A 201-nucleotide genomic window follows, 5' to 3' on the forward strand; every position below is an offset into this window, starting at 1 on the left:
ACCGCCGACTGGGGCGAGCCCCACCCGAAGCGGCTCACCGAGGAGCTGACCGGGGTGCTCGAACTCTGCGACGTTGCCCTGCAGGCCCACGGCGAAGACGTCGACTTCGCCCAGGACGCCTATGAAGGCATCTTCGAGGACGCGGAGCGGATGATCGGCGGCACGGTTGCCGTCACGGACGTGGAACTGGTCGGCGAGATC

General features: G+C 68.2%; 1 protein-coding gene. It reads left to right on the top strand.

Going from position 1 to position 201, the window contains the following annotated elements; translation table 11 throughout:
• The coding region (locus J0695_RS39860) for a hypothetical protein (RefSeq protein ID WP_372445915.1) at positions 1–201 on the top strand (201 nt) is incomplete at both ends.

It is taken from the genome of Streptomyces beijiangensis (assembly GCF_017315755.1).
GTDB lineage: Bacteria > Actinomycetota > Actinomycetes > Streptomycetales > Streptomycetaceae > Streptomyces > Streptomyces beijiangensis.